This window comes from Arthrobacter sp. ISL-48 (assembly GCF_018613805.1).
GTDB lineage: Bacteria > Actinomycetota > Actinomycetes > Actinomycetales > Micrococcaceae > Arthrobacter.
In genome coordinates, this window is the sequence record NZ_JAGGPL010000003.1 from 704,369 (window position 1) to 723,489 (window position 19,121).

The 19,121-nt window shown below is 63.5% G+C and carries 14 protein-coding genes and 2 tRNA genes; 5 read left to right on the forward strand and 11 right to left on the reverse strand.

Going from position 1 to position 19,121, the window contains the following annotated elements; all coding sequences use genetic code 11:
• Positions 1 to 112 precede the first annotated feature (112 nt).
• The gene (gene sigK / locus J7E83_RS07105) at positions 113 to 721 is read left to right on the forward strand and encodes an ECF RNA polymerase sigma factor SigK (protein WP_214960325.1); all 609 of its coding nucleotides are present in this window, start codon (positions 113 to 115) and stop codon (positions 719 to 721) included.
• Position 722: 1 nt separating this feature from the next.
• Entirely contained in the window at positions 723 to 1,625 is a 903-nt protein-coding gene (locus J7E83_RS07110) for an anti-sigma factor (RefSeq protein ID WP_214960327.1), read from the forward strand.
• A 101-nt stretch (positions 1,626 to 1,726) separates the two neighbouring features.
• Here J7E83_RS07110 and J7E83_RS07115 read toward each other — a convergent pair whose 3' ends face one another.
• From J7E83_RS07115 to J7E83_RS07140, 6 genes are all read right to left on the reverse strand, one after another.
• Positions 1,727 to 3,139: a gluconate:H+ symporter gene (locus tag J7E83_RS07115; protein WP_214960329.1), complete on the reverse strand. Its 1,413-nt coding sequence runs from the start codon at positions 3,137 to 3,139 to the stop codon at positions 1,727 to 1,729.
• A gap of 9 nt (positions 3,140 to 3,148) precedes the next feature.
• Positions 3,149 to 3,688 (reverse strand): gluconokinase, encoded by a 540-nt coding sequence (locus J7E83_RS07120; RefSeq protein WP_214960331.1) that lies wholly within the window; start codon positions 3,686 to 3,688, stop codon positions 3,149 to 3,151.
• 74 nt (positions 3,689 to 3,762) lie between these two features.
• Positions 3,763 to 4,542, reverse strand: coding sequence for a PIG-L deacetylase family protein (locus tag J7E83_RS07125; RefSeq protein ID WP_214960333.1), 780 nt, complete (start codon positions 4,540 to 4,542; stop codon positions 3,763 to 3,765).
• 4 nt (positions 4,543 to 4,546) lie between these two features.
• Positions 4,547 to 5,500, reverse strand: a complete 954-nt coding sequence (locus J7E83_RS07130; RefSeq protein ID WP_214960335.1) for an electron transfer flavoprotein subunit alpha/FixB family protein — start codon at positions 5,498 to 5,500, stop codon at positions 4,547 to 4,549.
• Positions 5,501 to 5,514: 14 nt separating this feature from the next.
• The gene (locus tag J7E83_RS07135; protein WP_214961071.1) at positions 5,515 to 6,315 is read right to left on the reverse strand and encodes an electron transfer flavoprotein subunit beta/FixA family protein; all 801 of its coding nucleotides are present in this window, start codon (positions 6,313 to 6,315) and stop codon (positions 5,515 to 5,517) included.
• Positions 6,316 to 6,571: 256 nt separating this feature from the next.
• A complete protein-coding gene (locus tag J7E83_RS07140; RefSeq protein WP_214960337.1) occupies positions 6,572 to 8,269 on the reverse strand; it encodes a S1C family serine protease in 1,698 nt (565 codons plus the stop codon).
• A 299-nt stretch (positions 8,270 to 8,568) separates the two neighbouring features.
• On the opposite strand from J7E83_RS07140, the gene J7E83_RS07145 reads away from it, so the two are divergent.
• Both J7E83_RS07145 and J7E83_RS07150 read left to right on the forward strand, forming a co-directional pair.
• A complete protein-coding gene (locus J7E83_RS07145) occupies positions 8,569 to 10,614 on the forward strand; it encodes a TPM domain-containing protein (protein ID WP_214960339.1) in 2,046 nt (681 codons plus the stop codon).
• Positions 10,615 to 10,724: 110 nt separating this feature from the next.
• Positions 10,725 to 11,516, forward strand: a complete 792-nt coding sequence (locus J7E83_RS07150; protein WP_214960341.1) for a PspA/IM30 family protein — start codon at positions 10,725 to 10,727, stop codon at positions 11,514 to 11,516.
• Positions 11,517 to 11,607: 91 nt separating this feature from the next.
• On the opposite strand, the gene J7E83_RS07155 is transcribed toward J7E83_RS07150, so the two are convergent.
• From J7E83_RS07155 to J7E83_RS07175, 5 genes are all read right to left on the reverse strand, one after another.
• Positions 11,608 to 12,540 (reverse strand): cytochrome b/b6 domain-containing protein, encoded by a 933-nt coding sequence (locus J7E83_RS07155; RefSeq protein WP_214960343.1) that lies wholly within the window; start codon positions 12,538 to 12,540, stop codon positions 11,608 to 11,610.
• A gap of 138 nt (positions 12,541 to 12,678) precedes the next feature.
• Positions 12,679 to 12,752: transfer RNA gene (locus J7E83_RS07160), tRNA-Met, on the reverse strand.
• Positions 12,753 to 12,895: 143 nt separating this feature from the next.
• Positions 12,896 to 12,969 (reverse strand) — tRNA-Met (locus J7E83_RS07165).
• A 204-nt stretch (positions 12,970 to 13,173) separates the two neighbouring features.
• Positions 13,174 to 16,179, reverse strand: a complete 3,006-nt coding sequence (locus tag J7E83_RS07170) for a UPF0182 family protein (protein ID WP_214960345.1) — start codon at positions 16,177 to 16,179, stop codon at positions 13,174 to 13,176.
• A gap of 135 nt (positions 16,180 to 16,314) precedes the next feature.
• A complete protein-coding gene (locus tag J7E83_RS07175; protein ID WP_396020522.1) occupies positions 16,315 to 17,442 on the reverse strand; it encodes a PDZ domain-containing protein in 1,128 nt (375 codons plus the stop codon).
• Between the two features lie 209 nt (positions 17,443 to 17,651).
• On the opposite strand from J7E83_RS07175, the gene J7E83_RS07180 reads away from it, so the two are divergent.
• The gene (locus tag J7E83_RS07180) at positions 17,652 to 19,121 is read left to right on the forward strand and encodes a zinc-dependent metalloprotease (RefSeq protein ID WP_214960347.1); all 1,470 of its coding nucleotides are present in this window, start codon (positions 17,652 to 17,654) and stop codon (positions 19,119 to 19,121) included.

The window sequence follows — 19,121 nt, forward strand, 5'->3', positions numbered from 1 at the left end:
GGTGACACTACTGGAGGCAGGGCAAGCGACAGACCATCAGGATCCCCTTGTTCCTTGCGGCGGCTGCGCTGCCGCCGATAGTCCGCCGCCGCAAGACCTATGCTTGGTAGTGATGGAAACTCCCAACGCGCCAGACTCCCAGGCCCGGGCCGCCGTCACAGACTCGCCGGCCGAACTCAGCCAACGCCTTGCCGGCCTGCTCGGCCGCATCGCCCACGGCGACCAGGCCGCGTTCGCTGAGTTCTACCAACTGACATCCCGGCGAGTTTTCGGCATGGCGCGAAGGGTCCTGATCGATGCTGAACTCAGCGAGGACGCCACCCAGGAGGTCTTCCTGCAGGTTTGGCAGAACGCGTCCAAGTTCAACCCGGCAGTAGGAAGCCCGCTCTCGTGGCTGATGACCATCTCGCACCGCCGGGCCGTGGACAAGGTAAGGTCCTCACAGTCCTCCACTGACCGGGAAGCCCGGTACGGCGCCAGCAGCCAGGACATTGACCACGATTCCGTTTCCGATGAAGTGCACAGCAAGCTTGAAGCCGAGGCAGTCGGCCGATGCCTGGAAACATTGACTGATACGCAACAGGAGTCTGTTCGGCTGGCCTACTATGGCGGACTCACGTACCGCGAGGTTGCCGAACGGCTGGATGCCGCCGTACCGACCATCAAGTCCCGCATACGCGACGGGCTGATCCGCTTAAAGACCTGTCTGGGGGTGAGTTGAGATGACCGACATGAACAATCACGAAGGCAGCCGCCGGCCGGGCCCGTTCGGCGAGACCGTAGCCACCGACCTTGCCTCAGGGCGTGCCGTGGATTTGGCCGAACTCTATGCCCTCGATGCAGTGACCGTGGCCGAACGCTCGGCGATTGAACAGTACATTTCCTCAGTCTCGGAAGCTGAGCGCAGCTCCTTCCTCGAGCGGGTCCGCCAGGCCCGGGAAAGCCTCGCGGCAACGTTCACTGCCGAGGAAGAACCCCCCACAGATCTGTTCGCGCGCATCGTTTCGCAACTGCCGGCCCAGTCGCTGCCGCCCGCCGGAGCGCCGCCCGCTGCAGCTCAGGCCGGGGCGGAAGCGCCGCCTAATGCTGCGGACGTTTCGCCGGCCGCGCACGACAGCGAAACGACGCACACGCGCGATGATCTGTCCGATGCCAGGCAACGCCGGGAACAACGACGCCGGCAGTCCGGTCCGCGCCGCTGGCTGGCAGGCATCGCGGCCGCAGCAGTACTCGCGCTCGGCGGTGTCGGCGTGGGTGCCTACATCGCCGACCAGAACGATCCGTTGAACCAGGTGGTCCGGGCGGACGACGTCCGGGAAGAATCTGTCGACGTCTCCGGCGGCGGAAGGGCCACCGTCCTGATTTCCCCGTCAAAGGACGCAGTGGTGGTCAGAATGAACGGGGTTCCTGCCCCTCCGGAGGGCAAGGTTTACCAGATGTGGCTGATCCCGAAGGACGGCTCGGCACCGGTGTCGCAGGGCCTGATGGACGAAGCAGCACTTTCCAAGCCCGCGTTGGTGAAGGGCATCGCCTCGGCGGCCGCTTTGGGTTTCACGGTGGAACCCGTGGGTGGTTCCACTTCCCCGACCTTGCCCACGGTGGCTGCCGCCCCACTTGGTACCTGATTCACTGCGTTTACGCCCGATTTAGGACCAAAAGCCCCGTTGCACGTCTTCCTGACGGAAGGCGAGCAACGGGGCCCTGGTCAGGCCCAGGTGGCCGGGGGCTAAATTATGAGCGACAGAAGCATCACGAAGCCGAAGCCGACCACAGAAATCAGCGTTTCCATCACCGACCAGGTCTTGAAAGTCTGGCCCACGGTCAACCCGAAGAGTTCCTTGACCAGCCAGAAACCGGCGTCGTTGACGTGGGAAAGGAACAAGGACCCTGCCCCGACGGCGAGGGCCAGCAGCGCTGCGTGGGTGGGGGTCAGTGAACTGGCCAGGGGCGCAACGATTCCGGCTGCGGTGACTGTCGCGACGGTGGCGGAGCCGGTAGCCAGGCGAAGGGCCACAGCCACGATAAAGCCGAGGACCAGGACCGACATATTGGTGCCCTCCGCCCACTTCTTCACTGCGTCGCCCACACCGGCTCCGATCAAGGTCTGCTTGAAGCCGCCGCCGGCGCCGACGATCAGCAGGATTGCGGCGATGGGGCCGAGGCTGGCACCGATCTTGGACGTGATCCGGTTGCCGCTGAACCCTACGGCATACCCGAACGTGATGATTGCAAGGAGCACCGCAAGTGTCATGGCCACCAGGGGCTGGCCCACGAAGTCGAAGAAGGTCCGGATGGCGGGAGCCGTCGCCGGATCAGGCCAGATGATGTCCACCACTGCCTTGAGCAGCATCAGGACCACCGGGAAGATGATCGTGAGCAACGTGACGAGGAAGCTGGGCTGGCGCTTCACCCCTTCCATGTCAGCGCCGTGCTCGGTATCAATACCGCCCGCCACCGCCGGAGCGCCTACGGGTACCCACCGGGCGGCCAGCCGCGAAAACAGGGGGCCGCAGATGATGACCGTGGGGATAGCAACGAGGATTCCCAGCGCGAGAGTTGTGCCCAGCTCTGCCTTGACTGCACTGATGGCGATGAGGGGTCCCGGGTGCGGAGGAACCAGGCCGTGAAGTACGGAAAGGCCTGCCAGGGCAGGGATGGCAATCCGCATCAGCGGCATCCTGGAGCGCTGGGTGACAAGCACGATGACCGGAAGCAGGAGGACCAGGCCGATCTCGAAGAACATTGGAAGGCCGATGATGACCGCCACCAGGGTGATGGACCACACCACCTTGTTTCCGCCGGCCTTTGCCAGCAGCGTGTCCACCACGCGGTTTGCGCCGCCCGAGTCCGCCAGCAGCTTGCCCAGCATTGCTCCGAGGGCAATGAGGAGGCCGACTTCCTTGAGGACGCCGCCAACCCCGTCCTCGAAGTTACTGATCACCTTGGCCAGCTCCACCCCTGAGGCCAGGCCGACGAAGGCAGACCCCAGTACCAGGGCCAGGAAGGGATGGAGCTTGAACTTCGCGATGAGGACCACTATCAGGGCAATGCCGAGACCGGCCACGACCAGGAGCTGGGTGTCGTGCCCCGTCCAGTCCTCAACGGCAGCGGGAAGCTGCCCCGTTACTACAGAATTCATGATGGGTTCCTAGTTCTTGCCCGGGGCAACGGCGGGGTTGCCGAGGCCGAGGGTGTCGATGATTTCCTGGGCTTCCTCGGCAGGGGTGGCAGAGACACATAGGGAGATATGGTTTTCGTCTTCCGTGGGCGCTTCAAGGGCGTCGAACTGGGATTCCAGCAGCGCGGGCGGCATGAAATGGCCGTGCCGGGAGGCCAGGCGTCCGGAGATTTTGTCCTTGCTGCCCTGGAGGAAGACGAAGACCACGCCTTCACCCCGCAGGACGTCCCGGTATCTCTTCTTCAAGGCCGAGCAGGTGATCACGCCCGGCCTGCCGGTCTCCGTATGCTGCCGGATCCAGGCCGCAATGGTTTCAAGCCATGGCCATCGGTCTTCATCAGTCAGCGGGATGCCTGCCTGCATTTTGGCAACGTTCACCTCCGGATGCAGGTCGTCGCCTTCCGCGAGGTCCCAGCCGAGCGTGCCGGCAACAACGCCGGCCACCGTTGATTTGCCCGATCCTGAGACGCCCATGATCACCAATACGGGCTGTTGCGCAGTCTTCGCCATCAAAGTCTGCCTTCCTGAATAAATATGATTTAAACAGAGGCAAGCATATGACACGGATTACAGCAGTAGCAATCCTAGAAGCCGGCGATGGTCCCCGGGCCGTTGATTGTGACGACATGGAAAGCCTCGGCACTGCGCCCGTCCGGCAGTCCGGCCCTCCTCGCGTTCAGGAGCATCCCATTCCTGACGGCCGCTTCCATTGCTTCGACGTCCGGATGCTGGCTGACGTGGACGTGGATCGCTTCAAGTTTGCTCCCCACGTGCCCGGTGACATCAACGAAGTGGTTTTCCCGCTCTTCAGGACCTGCGTAGAGCCACAGCCACGGAACCTTGTACGCCTGCAGTCCGGACTCAGCGAGCTCCGGATACGCGTAAGGGTTTTCGACCGCGGGGTAGATGGCGCGCGTCACCGCTTCCCCTACCGCCAGGTGGTCCGGGTGGCTCTTCTGGATGCGGCTCCAGTTGCGCTCCGGGTGCATGGAAAGCACGACGTCGGGCCGGATTTCCCGGATCAGCTTCACCACCCCCCACATCACCTGGTGATTCGGTTCGAGAAACCCGTCCCGTTCGTGGAGGTAGTGGATGTCGGTGACCCCGACGATCGCTGCCGCCCGCTCCTGCTCGGCCGCACGCAGCGCGATGATTTCAGCGCGGTGGGCAGGGTCGAAGCCGCCGGCGTCGCCGTCGGTCATGATGCAGTAGCTGACCTGGACACCAGCAGCCGTCCAGGCAGCGATAGTGCCCGCGGCTCCGAAGTCGATATCGTCAGGATGGGCCGCGAAACAGAGCACCCGCCCAACCCGGTGCGTGACCGGGTTGAACGGGCTTTGTGCTGGAACAGCGTGGTCAGTCAAAGGATCAGCCTTTTCGCTTCTTGATCTCTTCCGTGGCCTGGGGAAGGACGTCGAAAAGGTCCCCGATGATGCCAAAGTCGGCGATCTCGAAAACGGGTGATTCGGCGTCCTTATTCACTGCCACAATGACCTTGGCCGTCTGCATGCCGGCCTTCTGCTGGATGGCACCGGAGATGCCTGCAGAAATATACAGCTGCGGGGAGACCGTTTTGCCCGTCTGGCCTACCTGGGCGTCGTGGCTGATCCAGCCGGCGTCCGTAGCCGCACGGGAAGCACCCACGGCGGCGCCCAATGCGTCTGCCAGCTGCTCCACCGGGCCAAAGTCACCGTCTAGCCCCCGCCCGCCAGCCACCACGATCCGGGCGTCGGTCAGGTCCGGACGGCCACTTGCTGTTTTCTGCTGGCGATCGGTGATGCGTGCAGCTGCGGCAGTGCTGCCGGCAGGGACCTCAACAGTCGCGGCTTCAGGAGCACTTGGACTGGCCGCCGGCTCGGGCGTCACGTTGTTGGCCTTCACCGTCAGCACGGCCACCGGCGTCGTCACCTTGGCGGCGGTGGTGTAGGAGCCGGCCAGGACGGATTTGTGAGCTGTCCCGTCGGCGTCGACCGCCACAACGTCCGTAATGACGCCTGCGCTCAAGCGGATGCCCAGCCGGGCAGCGATCTCCTTGCCTTCGGGCGAGTTATCCAGGAGCACTGTGCCGGCACCTGCCGCTTCAACGGCAGCCGCCAGATAGGCAGCCTTGGGGGCCACCAGGTAGCCGTCCAGGTCCTGCGCCGATGGCTGGTAGACCGCGCTGACGCCGTATTCCGCGAATGCGTCCGAGACGTCGGTGCGCAGGTCGCCGTTGAGCACGACGGCAGTCTCCCCCAGGGAACGCCCGAGGGTCAGCAGCTCCAGGCTGCTCTTCTTCAGGGCGTCGCCCGGGTTGTCAATGAATACGAGTACTTTTGCCATGTCTGTGATCCCTCTTAGAGCAGCTTCTGGGCGGCCAGGAAGTCCACCAGCTTGATGCCGGCGTCGCCTTCGTCGGTGATGATGGTGCCGGCGGTGCGTGGCGGACGTTCCTCCGCCGACGTCACTGTGGTCCAGGATCCTGCGCGGCCCACCTGCGAGCGATCAACGCCAATGTCCGCCAGCGAGAGTGTGGTGATGCTCTTGCGCTTGGCGGCGATGATGCCCTTGAAGTTGGGGTAGCGCGGCTCGTTGATCTGGTCCGTTACCGACACCACTGCCGGCAGTGACGCTTCCACGGTCTCGGAGTACGTGTCCGCGTCCCGACGCGCGGTGAGGCGTTCGCCGTCGACCTCCAATGACGACGCGAAAGTTACCTGCGGAAGACCGAGCCGCTCCGCCAGCTGCGCGGGTACGAGGGACGTTTCGCCATCGGTGGATGCCATGCCGGTGAGGACGAGGTCCACCGGCGCGCCTGTGCCGATGTGGCGGATGGCTGCTGCGAGCGCCAGTGAAGTGGCGGCGGCGTCGGATCCGGCGAGGGCGTCGTCTGTGAGGTGGAAACCTTCGGTGGCACCCATCTGCAGTGACTTCTTCACGGCGTTCACGGCGCCGGCAGGTCCCATGCTCAGGGCAATGACCTGGTTGCCGGCCTTGCTGCCGCCGCGGGCTTCGGCCAGCTGCAGTGCGGCCTCCAGGGCGTATTCGTCCAGCTCCGACAGGATGCTTTCGTCGCGGTCCGTGGTATGGCCCTCCCCGTTGAGGTGACGGTCGAACTGCGCGTCCGGTACATGCTTGACCAGGACGATGATCTTCAATGTCTCTTCCACTGTATTTACAGCAGCCTTCCATGCTTGTGGATAGCCAGCCGGGTGAGGACATGGCCGCGGAACGCCCGGGGTACGGGTAGCTCCTAGCTAACCATATAGCCGGGTCCCGGCGCGGTCCCGTTAACGCCTGTGTCAGCCGGCCTGTCAGGTACCGGACAGACGGCGACGGCGGAGGGCACCGATAAAGGTGACCTCCGCCGTCGTCGGACTGCTTTTGCCGTGCTTCCTTTGCGTGCAGTGCTTCCTACTGGTCGGGAGCGGTACCCAGCGTGACGTCCAGCGTCTGCTCCTGGCCGTTGCGCAGGACGGTGATCTTAACCGTGGCTCCGCCTGCCTGTTCACGCACAGCAGCCGTCAGCTGGTTGGGGTCGCTGATGGCCAGGTCGTTGAACTTGGTCACCACGTCCCCCACTTTGATGCCCGCCTTGGCGGCCGCGGAACCGGATTCAACGGTGGCAACATCTGCTCCCACCGAGAAGCCGGACGTTGAGCCCGAGGTGGACTTGTCCTTGACGCTCACGCCCAGCTGTCCGTGGGACACCTTGCCGTTAGCAATAATTTCCTGCGCGACGCGCTTGGCGTGGTTGATGGGGATGCTGAAGCCCACGCCGATGTTCCCGCTCTGGGATGATGACGTCGAATCAGAACCCGCGGAGGCGATGGCCACGTTCACGCCGATGATCTCGCCCTTCGAGTTGACCAGCGCTCCGCCGGAGTTGCCGGGGTTGATTGCGGCGTCCGTCTGGATCACGTTGATGGAAATGGAGCCCTGCCCCGCGGTGCTCTGGCCCTGCCCGCCGCCGGGAGGGGCGAACTGGAAGCCCTGATCGCCGCCCTGGGAATCGTCGCCGTTTTTCGGTGCCGCGGACGAAGCAACGCTGATGGTGCGGTTGAGGGTGGAGACAATACCGTCAGTGACGGTGCCGGTAAGTCCCAATGGGGAACCGATGGCGATCGCGGTATCCCCCACGTTGAGTTTGGAGGAATCCCCGAGGGTGGCTGCGGTCAGGCCGGAAGCGTTCTCCACTTGGATGACTGCGAGGTCGGACAGCGGGTCGGTGCCCACCACCTTGGCAGGAATGACCTTGCCGTCGCTGGTCCGTACCTCGATGACGGCGCTGGCCGTCTGGCCGTCCAGGGTTACCACGTGCGTATTCGTCAGGATGTGACCGTCGTTGTCCAGGATAATGCCGGAGCCGGTGCCGCCGGAGCTGCCGCTGGTCGCGCTGATGGTGACGACGCTCGGGGATGCTTTCAAGGCGGCGGCCGTGATGGCATTGACGTCGTCCTTGTTGTTGACGATGACGGTGCCCGGCTGGTTGCTGCTGCTCACTGGTGACGAGGAGCCATTGCTGAAGAGGTTGGCGGATCCCACGGTGGCAACGCCGCCGCCCACCAGCCCGGCAGCCAGGATGCTGGCCACAAGGGTTCCGACTCCGAAGGCGGCCTTTCGGCGGGGCGCATCGGCGGGGTTCGGAGCGATGCCGACGCTTCCGGTGTGGCCGGCCGGGGCCGCCGAATGTGCTCCGTGCTGGGCGTACTGCTGGTCCGGGTTGTACTGGCCGGAATTATGGTGCCCGGGGTCCTGCTGGCCGTAGTTGTACTGTCCGGTGTTCTGCTGGTTCTGCTGTTCTGGGCTTTGCTGTCCATAGAACGGTTCGCGAGGAGGGTAGACAGGACGAGGAGCACCAGGGAGTTGCTGGGTGGGGTGCGCAGGTTCCTGCGGGGGGTCCAGCCGCTCGGTCGGGTGATTGCGCCCCTCCGAACCCGCGTCGCCTGCGGGAGTGTGGTGATCCCCTTCTCCGGAGATCCCGTTGTGCAATGGCGTGGGGTTCTGTCCGTACCGGGGTTCCGGCTGGTGCCCGTCCTGCGCCTCCGGTGATTGCCCTTGGGCCGGATTCCGGTTCTCAGGCGCTGCACCCGGGGTTGGGTTCTCAGTCATTGGACTTCCTTTCATCCTCGTCTGTATTAACTATGGACTCTCTGGCTGGAACTAGGGCGGACGTTGGCTGGGAGGTTCCTGAATGGCCCTTCGCAGCTTTTCAGGTGGCGTGGTCCCGTGCCTGGATTCGTTTCGCTGGTGGCATATTCGGCCTTGTGGACGCACCAATAGGTGCACCATAGAATCAAGAGGAATTGCCACAGCGACCTGCGGCTTTTACACCACGCGTGGGGGCGCTGCTGCATTCTAAGACGACTGATTCGTCCCGAATCGGTGTCAGGCGTGCTGAAGGGTTGCACATGCGGTCAAAGTTCAAACGTATTCTCGCCGTGATCGGCCTGGCCGGGTTGTTGGCGGTTCCCGCCGGCGCGGCCTGGGCCGAGGATCCGGTGACTCTGGATCCCGCATCGAAGATAGCCGACAAGGCCAATGTTCTAGGCAGCAAGAAGGCCGACGTCGAGGCCGCCATCAAGAAACTCGGCACGGATCATCAGATGAACCTTTACGTGGTCTACGTGAAGACGTTCACTAACCCTTCCGTCCCGTCAGAATGGGCGGCTAAGGTGGCCACCACCGCACAACTGAGCAAAAACTCGATGCTGTTGGCGGTAGCTACTGATTCCCGAAAGTACCAGCTCAGCAAACCCGACAACAGCACCATCAGCGACGCCAAGCGGGAAACCATCATCAAGAGTGCCGTGGATCCACAGCTTCGCAGCGGTGATTATGCCCAGGCTGCGATTGACACTGCTGCGGCGATTGGTGACGCCGCCGGCGGCGGAAGCGGCACGGTTCCCTCGGGGGCCGGCGCAGGAACTGCAGTCCTGGTAGGGACCGGAGTTGTTGTTGCCGGTGGAGCGGGCGCCTACCTATACTTCCGCAACCGGCGCAAGAAGGCCGCCTTGGCATCCAGCGCGAGTTACGGCCCGCAGGGCGCCGAGCTGGACCCCCTGGCCTCGCTCAGTGTGGAGGATCTCCGGCGCAAGAGCGGGTCGCTGATCATTGAGGCGGATGACGCCATTAAATCCAGCGAGCAGGAGCTGATGTTCGCCCAGGCCCAGTACGGAGATGCGGCCGTTGGCAACTTCACCAAAGCCTTGGCGGAGGCACAGGCCCACATGTCCGAGTCGTTCAAGCTGCAGCAGCAACTGGATGACCACATTCCAGATACCGAAGAGCAGCAGCGGAGCTGGCTGGGCGAAATCATCCGCTGTTCAGAGGCGGCCCTGGCCTCACTGCAGGAGCAGAAGGCGGACTTCGATTCATTGCGGGAACTGGAGAAGAACGCTCCGCAGGCGCTGGCTGCCGTCAGCGCCGGGGCGCAGGAAGCTGATGCCAAGATCGCGAACGCCGAACAGTCTCTGGCCACGCTGCGCTCCAAGTATGCGGACAGCGCCCTCGTACAGGTCTCGGACAACATCAGTCAGGCGAAAGAACGTCTTGCCTTTGTGCAGAACGCCACAGCCACCGCCCAGGAGAAGCTCGCCGCGGGCGAAAGCAGCCTGGCGGCCGTTGCCGTCCGGGCCTCCGAAGAAAGCCTGCACCAGACCAACGTCCTTCTCGATGCCATAGCCAAGGTCTCGTCAAGCCTGGATGAGGCGCGCAGCGGGCTCGAGGCCGCCGTCGTCGAGACCTCCCAGGATCTTGCCCAGGCGAAGGCCATGATCCAGTCCGGCGCCCACCCCGAGCTTGCCGGCCCCGTCGCGGGCGTAGAGGCCGCATTGGGCCAAGTTAGGGCCGAGATCCAGGGCGGCAAGATTGACCCCATCGCGACCCTCCAGCGCGTGGAAACCGCCCATCAGGCTTTGGACCAGGGGCTGACTGGTATACGTGACCAGCAGGAACAGGCCCGACGTGCCCAGGCCTCGCTGCAGCAGACCATTATGTCCGCCCAGGCCCAGATCAGTGCCACTTCGGACTACATCACGGCCCGCCGCGGCGGAGTGGGGACAGAGGCCCGAACGCGCCTCGCCGAGTCCCAGCGCAATCTCGATTACGCGCTCTCCATCTCGCGCAATGATCCGGTGACGGCACTCACGTATGCCCAGCAGGCCCACGCCCTGGCGGCCCAGGCAGCGCAGCTTGCCCAGGCCGACGTCGACAACTTCGGCGGCTATGCCAACCAAGGCTACGGCGGCGGCGGAATGTTCGGCGGAGGCGGAGGCGGCCTCGGAGGCGCCATCCTGGGCGGCATTCTCATCAATTCCATCCTCAACGGCGGCAGTGGTGGCGGCTGGGGCGGCGGCCACAGCGACGGCGGCGGCTGGGGTGGCGGAGACGGTGGCGGCTTCGGCGGGGACTCCGGCGGCGGTTGGGGCGGGGACTCCGGCGGCGGGGACTTCTAGACAACTAAAACTAGCGCTAGCCGGAATGAACCGGCCGGCGAATAGAAGCGGTACAACAACTGTTCACTGATTTCAGTGGCCCACCACTGAGCAGGACGAAAGGCAACAACATGGTAAAACAGTCCATTTTCGGCCGAATCGCGCAGCTTGCAAAAGCAAACGTCAACTCTTTGCTGGACAACGCTGAGGATCCGCAGAAGATGCTGGACCAGATGGTCCGGGACTACACGAACAACATCGCGGAAGCCGAATCGGCAGTTGCGCAGACCATCGGGAACCTGCGCATGCTCCAGGATGACTACAACGAGGACATCAGGAACGCCCGGGACTGGGGCAACAAGGCCCTCGCGGCCTCGCGCAAAGCGGACGAGTACCGCGGCAGCGGCAATGCGGCCGACGCGGAGAAATTCGACAACCTTGCCAAGGTAGCCCTGCAGCGCCAGATGTCCGCGGAGAGCGAGGCTAAGGGCGCCGAGCCCAGCATCGCCTCGCAGTCGGAGGTGGTGGACAAGCTCAAGACCGGGCTGGGCCAGATGAAGGGCAAGCTCAACGAGCTCACCAGCAAGCGCAACGAACTTGTGGCCCGTTCCAAGACGGCCGCAGCGCAGTCGCAGGTCCACGACGCCATCAAGAGCATCGATTTCATGGACCCCACGAGCGAGGTGGGCCGCTTCGAAGAGAAGATCCGCCGCGAAGAGGCCAAGGTGCGGGGACAGCAGGAACTTACCGAGTCCAGCCTGGATGCGCAGTTCAACCAGCTTGAGGACCTTGGCGAACAGGTTGAAATCGAAGCAAGACTGGCCGCGCTCAAGTCCGGCAACGCCAAGCCCGCTATCGGTGCTTCCGGCGCCTCCGCTGCCTCGGAATCAACCGTCGACGAAGCTGATTTCGACAAGCTCTAGCCAGCACGGGGGCAAAGGCCCCGGGGAGCACAGCGAAGGCCGGGGTTCATGAAGAACCCCGGCCTTCGCTGTGCTTAGCAGCATGGCTGCGTCAGCGGCTGACTTTGCCCATCAGTGAGGCTATGGGACGAAGGAAGATGGGCCGGGCCAGGAACCAGGCCGCCACCATGACGGCCACTGAGGCGACGAAGACCCAGAATCCGAACCAGCCGGCGTCGTCGCTGCCGCCGTACATGTGGTTCAGGTTGCGCAGGGCTCCCGTGGCCAGGACCAGGAAGACATGGACCACAATGAACGCGACGAAGTAGATCATCACCGGGAAATGGATGGCCCGTGCCAGCTCAATCGGGAACGCCCTATTCAGGCCACTCGCTTTCTTCGGCCAGGCGGAGGAGGTCCGGATGCCGGAGATGAAGGCAAGCGGGGCGGCAATGAAGACCGTGACAAAATATGTGAGCAACTGAAGCGCGTTGTAGTTCACCCAGCCGTTCTCTGTGGGCCAGTTCAGGGACGCGTACTGAAGTGCAGCCGACAAGGCATTCGGGACAACATCCCAGCTCGTGGGGACGATCCGCGCCCACTGCCCGGTCGCGAACAGCAGAACCGCGAAAACCAGCCCATTCAGGATCCACAATACGTCCAGCGTCAGGTGGAACCAGAGCTCAAGCGTGATCTTGGTGGGAGGCGTCTTCGTCTTGATCAGGCCCTTGTTGTTGCGCGTCCAGTGCCCGCTGGGGCGCGTGGTCGTCCGCACCTGCCAGCCTGTCCGAATGATGAGGAGCAGGAAGAAGGCATTCAGGAAATGTTGCCACCCCAGCCATGCCGGGAAACCAACGGGCGCGCCCTCGGGAAGCTCCGAATGGCCGGGATAGTCCGCAAGGAAGGAGGCGACCGCCGGAAGTCCCGTCATCCACTTCGCAAGAAGCACCACCAATACCAGCACCACGAGAGCGCCAGGGACACCCCAGTAGAATCTTGACCGCTTGCCTGCCGCGGACCCGGGCTTCTTGGTGGATGTGGACATCGAACAACATTCCTCTCGAGAATGACTGGCCAGTGCTCAAAATGTGAGGCTCTGCGAAAGAGAATACTAGGGACTGCTGGCATTCGAGCAAAAAGGAGGCCCCGGCCGGCGTAACTGCCGGTCGGGGCCTCCATCTTGTTGCGGGGACAGGATTTGAACCTGTGACCTCTGGGTTATGAGCCCAGCGAGCTACCGAACTGCTCCACCCCGCGTCGCTTGATCAACACTACCCTACTTTGGCGGCCACTTTCTCCACATCCGCCTGCGCCCTCCGGGGGCCCCCACAGCACCGAATACTGAAGACTCCTTAAACAGGAAGGCCCGGACCTGTCTCCAGATCCGGGCCTTCCGTCAGTTGCGGGGACAGGATTTGAACCTGTGACCTCTGGGTTATGAGCCCAGCGAGCTACCGAACTGCTCCACCCCGCGTCGCAAGATCAACTCTACCGTCAGGTGAACGGGGGGCCAAATCGAGAAGACGTGATGTGCGTCTCGCGCTTCGTGCGGCACAGCTCTGACGTCGGCAAACGTCCGCAAGCCGCCAAAACCGCCGCAGCCCGGCCACGCCCCTTTGTGGGTCGTGGCCGGGCTGCTGGGGCGATGGGTTCCTGGCCCGTGGCTGTCAGTGACCGCCTAGGGCGACGGCGTGGCCGAACCAGTCGGACTTGCCGTACCCGATGGAGTGGCAGCAGGAGCCGGTGTGGCATCCGGAGTCACTGCAGGAATCTTGGCCTCGGCGTCAAGGGCACTCTGGAGGGCTGCAGCCAGCTTCTTCTGCTGATCCCCGTAGGTCGCGAAGTCACCGGCCGCCAAAGCGGCCTGGCCGGCCTTGATGGCGGCATTCGCCGCTTCCAGTGCAGCCTTCAGGTCGGCCTGGGCACCCACGCTGACGACGGGCGGGGTTGCACCGGGAGCAGCCGGGGTCTGGCCATTGTTGGCGGAGTCACCGGCGGACGCTCCGGAGTCACCGCCGAAGAGCTGCTTGAGCGCCGCATCCAGGGTCGGGGCGAACCCCACCTTGTCGCCGAATGCCACCAGCACGCGCTGCAGGGTGGGATAGGACGTTTCACCCGTGGACTTCAGGTAGACCGGCTGGACGTAGAGGATTCCGCCGCCAACCGGAAGCGTCAACAGGTTGCCGTTCAACACATCCGAGGCCCCCTGCCTCAGCAGGTTCAGCGCCTGGGAGACAGATGGATCCGAGTTGAACTTGTTTTGAGCCTGGCCCGGACCAGGGACCTGGGCCTCGGGTGGTATCCGGAGGAGCCTCAGCTGGCCATAAGTATCGGCCTTGACACCCTTCTGGTTGCCGGCGTCTGAGTCCGCCGCAAGGAAGCCATACAGGACGTTGCGTGCGGTTCCGTTCACAATCTGAGGAATGAACGACGATGTCAGCTGGAAAGCCGGCTGCTTCTGGTCAGGCATCTGCAGGGACATGTAGAAGGGCGGCTGCTTGACGTCAGTTGAGACCGTTGGATCGTTCGGAACACTCCAGGCGTCGTCGGTCTTGTAGAAGCTGGCCGGATCAGTAACGTGATACCTGCCCAGGAGCTCGCGCTGGACCTTGAACAGGTCCTCCGGGTAACGCACGTGGCTCATCACGTCTGCGGACATTTCGGAGTAGGGCTTCAGTGAAGTCGGGAAAACTTTCTGCCACGCCTTCAGGAGGGGATCCTGGTCGTCCCAGGCGTACAGGGTGACCGACCCGTCATAGGCGTCGACAGTCGCTTTGACGGAGTTCCTGATGTAGTTCACGGAGCTGTTCGGCAGGGCCACTGCACGTCCGGAAGTAGTTTGTGAGTCCGTTGTGGCGTCCGACAGCTGCGCCTGCTGCGAATACGGGTAGTACTGGCTCGTGGTGTAGCCGTCCACGATCCACTTCACGCGACCATCCACTACAGCGGGGTAGGCGTTGCCGTCCACTGTCAGATACGGGGCGACTTTTTGGATCCGCTCGCGCGGATTGCGGTCATACAGGATCTGCGAATCCTGGTTAACGCCGTCTGACAGAAGCAGGTCGGACGACTGGAACTTAATCGCATAGAGCACCTTATTGAAGAAGCCGCCAACATTCGGGCCGCCGTTGCCCGTAAAGGTGTACTGCGTTTCGCCGCCACCTTCCTTGCCGGAAGGCCTGTCCTGCTCGCGGGGGGCCGCCCCTGCCGGGGCACCGACGATAGAATACTCCGCTGAATCTTCGCCGAAGTAGATGCGGGGCTCGTAGGTGGAGTCGTTGCCGAGGACACCGGTGGAAGGGATGCCGGACTGGAGGAAGTCCGGCTTCCCGTCGACGGTGAATTTGTTGCCTTTCGCCGCCACCACGCCGTAGCCGTGGGTGTAGACAACATGCTGGTTGAGCCAGCCCTGCTGGTTCGATTGCACATTTTGGGGGTTCAGCTCACGCACGGCAATGACAGTGTCCTGCACTTTGCCGTCCACCAGGTAACGGTCAACGTTGAGCGACTTCGGGAACTGATAGTACGGCCGGTACTGCTCCAGCTGGGAGAACGCGTCCGAAATGAGGTTGGGGTCCAGCAATCGGATGTTGGCAGTGGTCTGGGCGTCCGGGGCAAGTGCACCGGTGGTGGCGTTGTTGGTGGCGTTGTACTGATCAACCTGGATCTTGTCCAGGCCGTAGGCGGCGCGGGTCATCTGGATATTGCGGGTGATGTACGGATTTTCCAGTGTCTGTTCGGATGGACGGACCTGGAACTGCTGGATCACCCAGGGGTAGACGCCGCCGGCAAGAATGGACGTGATGACCAGCATGGCCGTTCCGATGACGGGCAGGCGCCAGCGGCCGATCACTGCCGCAACGACGAACAGGATGGCCACCAGCACGGCGGCCACTGCCAGGATGGCCTTCGTGGGGATGACGGCGTTCACGTCCGTGTACAGCGCTCCGGCCCAGTGGCCTCCGCTGTTCTGCAGTGAACCAAAGCGGTCGAGCCAGAAGTTGGTGCCGAGGAGGAGTAAGAAGGCTGCACCAGTTACGGCGAGGTGGATCTGGGCGGCCCGGCTGGTGAAAATTCCGCGTTCCATAAGCCGGATGCTGCCGTAAAGGTAGTGGGTCAGGGTACCGGCAATGCCAGCGAGCACCACGACGCTGATCAGGAAACCGGTGACAAACCCGAAGAAGGGAAGGGACATGAGGTAGAAGCTGATGTCCATGTTGAATACCGGATCGTTCTGTCCAAACGGTTCCTGATTGAAGAACAGCAGTACCTTCTGCCATTGGCTGGCAGCAGCGCTGCCGGCGAACAAACCGAACAGGATAGGCAGTCCCACCATGACGACGCGGCGGACGGGTTCGAGCTGGGCCTGGTACCGGTTCAGGTTGTCCCGGACTTCCGAATCCGGGGCGTACACCGGCCGGGCGCGGTAGGCGGTCCGGATGGCAAAATAGACGGCCAGGAACATCAAGGCGAACCCTGCGACAAAAATGCCGATGCGCGCGACATTTTCCGTCACGAACACTTCGAAGAATCCGAGCTGCCGGTACCAGAGGACGTCAGTCCACACGTTGGCGAAGAAGATGAATCCCACCACCACAAGGGCAACGACTATCAGCGTGGGCGTGAGGGCACCGCGTCTTGAGGGGTTTCTTCCGGGCGGGATGGGGCTGGTGGGACGGGACAAACTCGGTACCTCATAGCTGTCGTCAGATTAACATTTCAAGCGTTCCTGCAAGAGACGTCCCCGACCCGTCAAGCGTGTGGCAAGGTCCGTCATATCTGCCACGAGTGGCGGTAAAGCTTAGTTCCTGGCCTAAGTCTAGTTGCTGGAGCAACCGGGCAGACCGGACGTGTCCTGGCCTGAACCGGCGACCTCGACAGCATGGCGCGCCTGGGCCAGGTTCTCCACCTTCACCACTTGCAGCCCTTCCGGGATATGTCCCACAACCTCGTCACAGTTCGCGGCCGGGGCAAGGAACAACGTGGCTCCCCCGGCGCGGGCGCCCTGCATTTTCTGGTCGATTCCGCCAATCGGTCCGACCATCCCGTCGGGCGAGATGGTGCCGGTTCCGGCGACGTGCTTCCCGCCGGTCAGGTCACCAGGAGTCAGGGTATCGATGATGCCGAGGGAAAACATCATGCCCGCGCTGGGGCCGGCAACCTTGTCCAGCGAGATTTTCACGTCGAACGGGAAGCTGAAGCGGTACTGGAGCATGACGCCCAGGATGTACCGGCCGGCACCGTTGTCCACCGGCGTTATGGTTTCGGTCACGGGCTCGCCCGCCCTGTCCATTACCAGCGTGGCCGGTTTCCCCTTTCCCGCCGCCAGTTCGGACTGGACGACGGCCAGGGATGCCACTGGTTTGCCATTGATCGACTCGAAGACGTCGCCCTTCTCGATCTTGCCCTGCGACGGCGACCCATCGGAGAGGCCGGCCGCCTGGAGCTGCTGGCCGAAGGGAATCTTGAGTTCGGTCAGCGCGGAAGCGACGGCGTTCTCCTGGGAGGTGGTCATGGCCACCGCACCCTCTTCCGCGGCCTGCTCCTTGGTGGTCCCGCTCGGATAGATGAGCTCCTCCGGGTACACGGCTTTTGACCGGTCCAGCCAGGCTGCAAAGGCGCCGAAGATACTGACGGGACCGTTAGGGCCGCCTTCGACATAGACCGTAGTCAGATCCAGGTTCCCCTGGGCGGGATACGTTTCATGTCCGGTGACGCTGATGACCGGGCTGCCCTGGACCTCGCCCAGTGTATTGAACGCGGGGCCGCGAGATTCCACCACATACGGCACGGGGATGGTTCCGGCCGCAATTCCGAGCCCCAGCGCCAGCAGTCCGGCCGTCGTCATCAAGGAGACCTTGTTGCTCCCCCGCTTGGCGCCGCGCGGAGCACCGCCATCCGGAGAAGTATCGCCGGGCAGCATATTTTCTTGTCCTGGGGAAGCCATCTCTGCGGCCAGGGCCGCGCGGGCGTCGAGGTTGGCAGCGTGGTCCTCGGATGGGTGCTCGCCACGGGTTGTAGTCACTCAGCCAACACTACGCGTTGGGGCCTTCGGCACGCTCTTTGCCCACAGCGAACGATAGCGCCGTCCGGCAGACAGCCGCCCGCGCCCGGGGTACCGTGAAGTGAACAGTCACACCGACGATCGGCGGGATCATGACCTCCAACCCACTCAATCCGTCCAATGGCGATGATGCGCCAAAGGATCCGTTGACAGAAATGCTGCAGAACCTGATGGGCGGCAAGGGCATGGAAAACATCGACCCCGCCGAGCTCGCGAAGGCGGCAGGTCTTCCAGACGACCCCAATCTCCTGGCCCAGATGTTCTCCCAGGTCCAGGCCATGATGAGCGCACCGTCGGAGGGACCTGTCAACTGGAAGCTTGCGCACGAGAATGCTCGCCGGGTGGCGGCAAGCGCCAGTGACCCGTCGGTCAGCTCGGTGCAGTCCCGCGAGGTGGACGAGGCCCTGCGTCTTGCCGAACTGTGGCTTGATCCAGTGACGGACCTGCCGGCCACCGGCCTGATCGGACGCGCCTGGTCACGTGCGGAGTGGGTGGAGGCCACCCTGGGAACCTGGAAGCGGCTCACAGAACCCGTGGCGAACAGCATCGCCAACGCACTGTCCAACGCCATGACCGAACAGATGCCCGAGGAAATGAAGTCCATGATGGGCGGGGCCTCCTCGATGCTGCAGAACATGGGCGGAGCCATCTTCGGGATGCAGCTTGGGCAGGCGATTGGAGCCCTGTCAGCCGAAGTGGTCAGTTCCACGGACATCGGTGTGCCGCTGGCCGACCTTGAGATGGCACTGCTGCCCACAAATGTCGCATCCTTCGGCGAGGGCCTGAGTATCCCGGCGAATGACATCAGGCTCTTCCTTGCCGTCCGGGAGGCTGCCCACGCACGCCTGTTTGTCCAGGTTCCATGGCTCCGGGGGCACCTGCTGGGCGCAATCGAGGCATACGCGCGTGGCATCCATATTGATACCTCACGGATCGAAGAGCTGGCCCGTGACCTTGATCCCAGCAACCCTGAGGGCATCCAGGAGGCCCTGTCCCAGGGGGTCTTTATGCCCCAGCGCACCCCTGCCCAGGAACAGGCCCTTGAAAAGCTTGAGACAGCCCTCGCACTGGTCGAAGGGTGGGTGGATGAACTGACCGCCGCAGCAACCGAGAAGCTGCTGCCCTCAGCCGGCGCCCTCCGCGAGACTGTCCGCCGTCGCCGGGCCACAGGCGGCCCGGCGGAGCACGCGTTCGCTTCACTGGTGGGGCTGGAACTGCGTCCGCGGCGGCTCCGCGAGGCGGCCACCCTGTGGGCAGGCCTCAAGGACGAACGCGGCATCGAAGGACGCGACGCCATTTGGCAGCACCCCGACCTGTTGCCTACCGCCGAGGACCTGGATGATCCGACGGGGTTCACTGGCCGCCGCAAGCTGGCGGAAGCCAGCGACAGCGAAGTGGACGACGCGTTGCAAAAGCTGCTGAACGGCGGCTTCGACAATGCCCCGGAATCCGGTGGGGACACAGCCGGGCCAGCCGGTGAAGGTACCGGTCAGGACAACGACGGCGACGGCGACGGCGACCGGAAAGGTCCCGACGACAGCGACGACCAGCCTAAGGGCTGA

Coding starts and splice junctions, on each gene's coding strand:
- sigK (WP_214960325.1), top strand. CDS start 113: ATGGAAACTCCCAACGCGCCAGACTCCCAGGCCCGGGCCGCCGTCACA.
- J7E83_RS07110 (WP_214960327.1), top strand. CDS start 723: ATGACCGACATGAACAATCACGAAGGCAGCCGCCGGCCGGGCCCGTTC.
- J7E83_RS07115 (WP_214960329.1), bottom strand. CDS start 3,139: ATGAATTCTGTAGTAACGGGGCAGCTTCCCGCTGCCGTTGAGGACTGG.
- J7E83_RS07120 (WP_214960331.1), bottom strand. CDS start 3,688: ATGGCGAAGACTGCGCAACAGCCCGTATTGGTGATCATGGGCGTCTCA.
- J7E83_RS07130 (WP_214960335.1), bottom strand. CDS start 5,500: ATGGCAAAAGTACTCGTATTCATTGACAACCCGGGCGACGCCCTGAAG.
- J7E83_RS07140 (WP_214960337.1), bottom strand. CDS start 8,269: ATGACTGAGAACCCAACCCCGGGTGCAGCGCCTGAGAACCGGAATCCG.
- J7E83_RS07145 (WP_214960339.1), top strand. CDS start 8,569: ATGCGGTCAAAGTTCAAACGTATTCTCGCCGTGATCGGCCTGGCCGGG.
- J7E83_RS07150 (WP_214960341.1), top strand. CDS start 10,725: ATGGTAAAACAGTCCATTTTCGGCCGAATCGCGCAGCTTGCAAAAGCA.
- J7E83_RS07155 (WP_214960343.1), bottom strand. CDS start 12,540: ATGTCCACATCCACCAAGAAGCCCGGGTCCGCGGCAGGCAAGCGGTCA.
- J7E83_RS07175 (WP_396020522.1), bottom strand. CDS start 17,442: ATGGCTTCCCCAGGACAAGAAAATATGCTGCCCGGCGATACTTCTCCG.
- J7E83_RS07180 (WP_214960347.1), top strand. CDS start 17,652: ATGACCTCCAACCCACTCAATCCGTCCAATGGCGATGATGCGCCAAAG.